Genomic DNA, 4,203 nt, shown 5'->3' with positions numbered 1-4,203 from the left:
GAATGTCTGAATGAGCATTGGTTCACCAGCCTTCATCACGCCAAGGTTGTCATCGAAGCATGGCGCCGGGAGTACAACGAAGAAAGACCGAAGAAAGGGCTTGGAGGGTTAACGCCTTCCGCCTATGCCGAGCAACTGGTGTTAAAACACGATAAAGTTACTTCTGACTCTAAACCCGGCTGCTACTGAAGATGGGGTGACGTCGTCGGTACACCCATGCAACTCATCGCGCCCAGCGGCGAAACGAAATGGCAAGCCCAGCCTGATGACTGGGCGGCGGTGAAGAACGTTCGCGGCAGTGCGAGCCAGCCGATTCGCTTTCAGGGTCAGTGGCATGATGACGAAAGCGGGCTGTACTACAACCGCCACCGCTACTATGACCCGCAGCAGGGGCGGTATATTAGTCAGGATCCAATTGGGTTGCAGGGTGGGACGAATTTGTATGGATATGTAACGAATCCGGCGGGTGCGGTCGATCCGTTGGGATTGTTTCAATCAGCCATGGGCAGTGTCAGTTCAGCATATGGCCCACAAGCGTTAGCACACGCTGCACCATCCCCTTCGCCAGTCCAAGGCGGCCAAATAATAACAGGTGGAGATTATAATCCAGGTATTTTAGGCTACATATTTCCAACACGCATGTCAGCGTTATCTAAAGATGCCAATCATGGAAGAGCACTAAGGTATCAGGGCGCAACACGTAGTGATATTACTCTTCCTGCCGCATCAGCCGCTTTAGCAGCGCCAATGGCAGGTGCTGCCATTCCGGGTGCTGCAAGCGCAGCGGCAAGTGCTGGTAGTGCATTAGTTACTGGCGCTAATCAACTCAGCTTAAGAGCCTTATGTAGCGTTGCAACTGTATCACCGGGAGCGGCGGTGGGAATAGCTAATCCTGCTGTGCAAGGAGTCGCCTTGGATGTTTTAGATAGCTCTTTGCCAGGCCCACCTTCACCAAACAAGTCTGGTATTGTTGGTTATATTATGGGCACTGTATTTAGCCCTGAGGAATGGGGAAAATGAGCAAAAATTTCCAAAATAATACTGTAAATGCTTTTATAAGCATTATTCTCATAATGTTTGGTATATATATATTAGCAACAGGTGAAATCAAGAATATGCAATTGGGAAGTGAAAGAATACTCCCAGCTTCAGCTGTAATTATTTTTGGTGTATGGATATTCATTAAAAGCGGGATAAGATTATTTAAAAAAAAGAAGTTGTGAAATATTGCGGTTTTTCGTTTTAGTCCCATGGCTGGTAGCCAAATGAAAAGCGAATTGTGAAAGTTAGATTTGCTCCAATGGTTAGCCGATGGTCATGCACAACGCGTATGATGCCACTAGCCGTCTCACCGCGCGCCACCGGCCAGCAGCGAATGCTACAGCTGGGGCGCCAACGGCGCGCCCCAACAAAGCCAGTTCGGTGATCTGCCCGCGCGCTGAACGGGCACACTTACGGCAGCGGCCATCTGCACGGCCTGAGCGCCCCAAGGCTGAACCTGGACATCGCCCTAACACCGGATGCCCTGCACCGCGAAACTCAGCGCCGCGTCAGCCTCGGCGGTGGCGACCAGACCCAACCGTTGATCCTGGAGCGCGGTTATACGAACCTCGGCCAGTTGGATCACCTCACCCTGGGCGGCGCGCAGGCAAACGGCGGCCAGCGGTACCAGTACGACGCCCTGGGCCGAATGAGCTTCCGCGCCCTGCAAGGCAAGCAATCCAAAGTCATTGCCTACAGCTACGATGCCGCCGGCCGACTCACCGGCAGCCAGCACGGCGACCAGGCCCACCGCTACACGGTAGACGCCGCCGGTAACCGCCTGGACGGCCAGCAGGCCCTTTCCGATAACCGCCTCGGCCAGCTCAACGGCACCCGCTACCGCTACGACGGGGCGGGTAATATGATCGAGCGGCAACAACCGGACGGCGAGCGCCTGATGATGGGCTACGATGGTGCCAACCGCCTGGTAAGCCTCACCCGCACCAGCACACCACGGAGGCCGCCTACCGCTACGACGGCCTGGGCCGCCGGATCAACAAGACCGTGCGCCACACCAACGGCACTACTGCCACTACCCACTACGGCTGGGACGGCGACCGCATCGTGCGGGAAGAAAGCGATAGTCAGCGCTCGACCATTGTTTACGAACCGAGCAGCTTCGTGCCCATGCTGCGCATCGATGATACCCAGCAAGGCCAAATCCTCAGCGCTTTTTTCACGGATGCTCTGGGTACGCCCATGCAACTGGTGGCGCCCAATGGCGAAACGCAATGGCAGGCGCAGCCTGATGATTGGGCGGCGGTGAAGAACGAGCGCGGGAATACTGATCAGCCGATTCGCTTTCAAGGGCAGTGGCATGATGAAGAAAGCGGGCTGTACTACAACCGTCACCGGTACTATGACCCGCAACAGGGGCGGTATATTAGCCAAGACCCGATCGGGTTGCGGGGTGGTACGAATCTGTATGGGTATGTAGTCAACCCAATGGAAGCGGTTGATCCGCTTGGGTTGTTTGATCGACCAGGAGATATTGATCAATCTCGTCGCCAAGGGCGTCGCCCAAGCGATCAATCTAGTCGACCCAGAGGGCGCACCGGCAACCCTTATTCCCGTTTTCCACCTGCACCTAGATCAAATTTAGAAAAGGTAGGGAACTGGGGATTAAATAAAGTCTGGGATAAAGTTACAGGAGGTATTTCTAAGATTGAAACTGCCACCGGAGCTATAGTTAAAGCCAGTCCTGTTCGTGTCTTGATTGGAGGGATAATTGCGCCTAGTGAAATAAGTGAAAAGCAATCTTTGTACTACGACCTTGATGGCGACGGTCTTTCAGATAGACACTTCGAGGCAGGAATGTGCATTCCAGGAGAAAATTAAAATGCAGAAAATCGACTATAGTTTCTGGGTCAACAAATGGACAGAGAGAGCAATAATGCTACCGTTATACCTATTAAACCTTATTGCTCTCCTAGGAACTAAAGGGTGGGTGCAGATATTATTTTTTATGTTATGTTTTTTCTTTTTCGCCTTTATATAATATGCTATTTATAACCCGCCCATATTTTTTGAAGTTAATGCCACGAGTTGGTTTTACGGCACTAATTTGGTTATTGCTCCCTGCATTGGCACTTTATACCTATCGGTAACATTTAGTTAAAGCAATAGCAACAATAAAAGCCATTCATTTAATATTAAAATTGATAGGCATGTAGCTAGCGTTCCAAAACTAAACACCTAAACCGCGTGCCTCGCGGCGCGTCTTTTGCCCGCTGCAGAGCATGCCCCGGCGAGTTGACGTTCCGCTAAGACGAAGTTCAGCGGCTGGTCGGCGGACAGGCCTACCTTTACGCCCTCCAACGGAGCCAACCGCTTGGTAAGCCTCACCCACACCAACGGCACCACCGCCACTACCCACTTCGGCTGGGACGGCGACCGGATTGTGCGAGAAAAAAGCGATAGTCAGAGCACCACGACCATCTACGAGCCGAGCCGTTTTGTGCCCATACTGCGCATTGATGATACCCAGCAAGTCCAAATGATGAGCGCTTTCATCACTGATGCGCTGGGTACGCCCATGCAACTAGTTGCCGCCAACGGCGAAACGAAATGGCAAGCCCAGCCCGACGACTGGGCGGCGGTGAAGAACATGAGCGGCAGTACGAGTCAGCCAATTCGCTTTCAGGATCAGTGGCATGATGAGGAAAGTGGGCTGTATTACAACCGCCATCGGTATTACGACCCACAGCAAGGTAGGTACATTAGCCAAGATCCAATTGGGTTAAGTGGTGGTACGAATTTGTATGGGTATGTGACGAATCCGGCGGGTGCGGTCGATCCGTTGGGATTGGAGGGGCTAAAACTATGCGCACAAGAAGGAAGTGCGGCTGGGGGGGCAGCAGCACTGGCAAGTAGAGCTGTAGCTATTGGCGGAAGAGCAGCCATTCCGACCTGGGCTAGCAATCCTTGGGGCGCAATTGTTTTAGCCATGATGCCTACGACGTCACCCCATCTTCAGTAGCAGCCGGGTTTAGAGTCAGAAGTAACTTTATCGTGTTTTAACACCAGTTGCTCGGCATAGGCGGAAGGCGTTAACCCTCCAAGCCCTTTCTTCGGTCTTTCTTCGTTGTACTCCCGGCGCCATGCTTCGATGACAACCTTGGCGTGATGAAGGCTGGTGAACCAATGCTCATTCAGACATTC

Annotated in this window: 6 protein-coding genes and 2 pseudogenes; 6 read left to right on the top strand and 2 right to left on the bottom strand. The window is 52.7% G+C overall.

Going from position 1 to position 4,203, the window contains the following annotated elements; genetic code table 11:
- The 4 genes and pseudogenes from B0H98_RS16835 to B0H98_RS16825 all read left to right on the top strand — a co-directional run.
- Nucleotides 1–189: integrase core domain-containing protein (locus B0H98_RS16835; protein ID WP_146130276.1), on the top strand; the 189-nt coding region annotated here is incomplete at its 5' end.
- Nucleotides 190–210: 21 nt separating this feature from the next.
- Nucleotides 211–276, top strand: a pseudogene (locus B0H98_RS17350) (hypothetical protein); the annotation flags it as partial.
- A gap of 3 nt (nt 277–279) precedes the next feature.
- A complete protein-coding gene (locus tag B0H98_RS17285; RefSeq protein WP_422822168.1) occupies nt 280–1,020 on the top strand; it encodes an RHS repeat-associated core domain-containing protein in 741 nt (246 codons plus the stop codon).
- Entirely contained in the window at nt 1,017–1,223 is a 207-nt protein-coding gene (locus B0H98_RS16825) for a hypothetical protein (protein ID WP_106376220.1), read from the top strand. Before B0H98_RS17285 ends, B0H98_RS16825 begins: the two co-directional genes overlap by 4 nt.
- A gap of 287 nt (nt 1,224–1,510) precedes the next feature.
- Here the strand turns inward: B0H98_RS16825 and B0H98_RS17245 are convergent, their stop codons facing one another.
- The gene (locus tag B0H98_RS17245) at nt 1,511–1,921 is read right to left on the bottom strand and encodes a hypothetical protein (RefSeq protein ID WP_244183215.1); all 411 of its coding nucleotides are present in this window, start codon (nt 1,919–1,921) and stop codon (nt 1,511–1,513) included.
- Between the two features lie 89 nt (nt 1,922–2,010).
- On the opposite strand from B0H98_RS17245, the pseudogene B0H98_RS16815 reads away from it, so the two are divergent.
- Both B0H98_RS16815 and B0H98_RS16810 read left to right on the top strand, forming a co-directional pair.
- Nucleotides 2,011–2,880: pseudogene (locus tag B0H98_RS16815) on the top strand (RHS repeat-associated core domain-containing protein); the annotation flags it as partial.
- Nucleotides 2,881–3,373: 493 nt separating this feature from the next.
- Complete coding sequence (locus B0H98_RS16810) at nt 3,374–4,021, top strand: RHS repeat-associated core domain-containing protein (RefSeq protein WP_106376217.1); 648 nt, start codon at nt 3,374–3,376, stop codon at nt 4,019–4,021.
- On the opposite strand, the gene B0H98_RS16805 is transcribed toward B0H98_RS16810, so the two are convergent.
- Nucleotides 4,015–4,203 (bottom strand): integrase core domain-containing protein (locus B0H98_RS16805; protein ID WP_146130276.1); only part of this gene is annotated, 189 nt, incomplete at its 5' end. The two genes, B0H98_RS16810 and B0H98_RS16805, sit on opposite strands and share 7 nt — an antisense overlap.

Origin of the sequence: Vreelandella songnenensis, assembly GCF_003002925.1 — a bacterium.
Lineage (GTDB): Bacteria > Pseudomonadota > Gammaproteobacteria > Pseudomonadales > Halomonadaceae > Vreelandella > Vreelandella songnenensis.
Note: the sequence above shows the minus strand (reverse complement) of the source record. Positions and strands in the feature narration are given on the sequence as shown.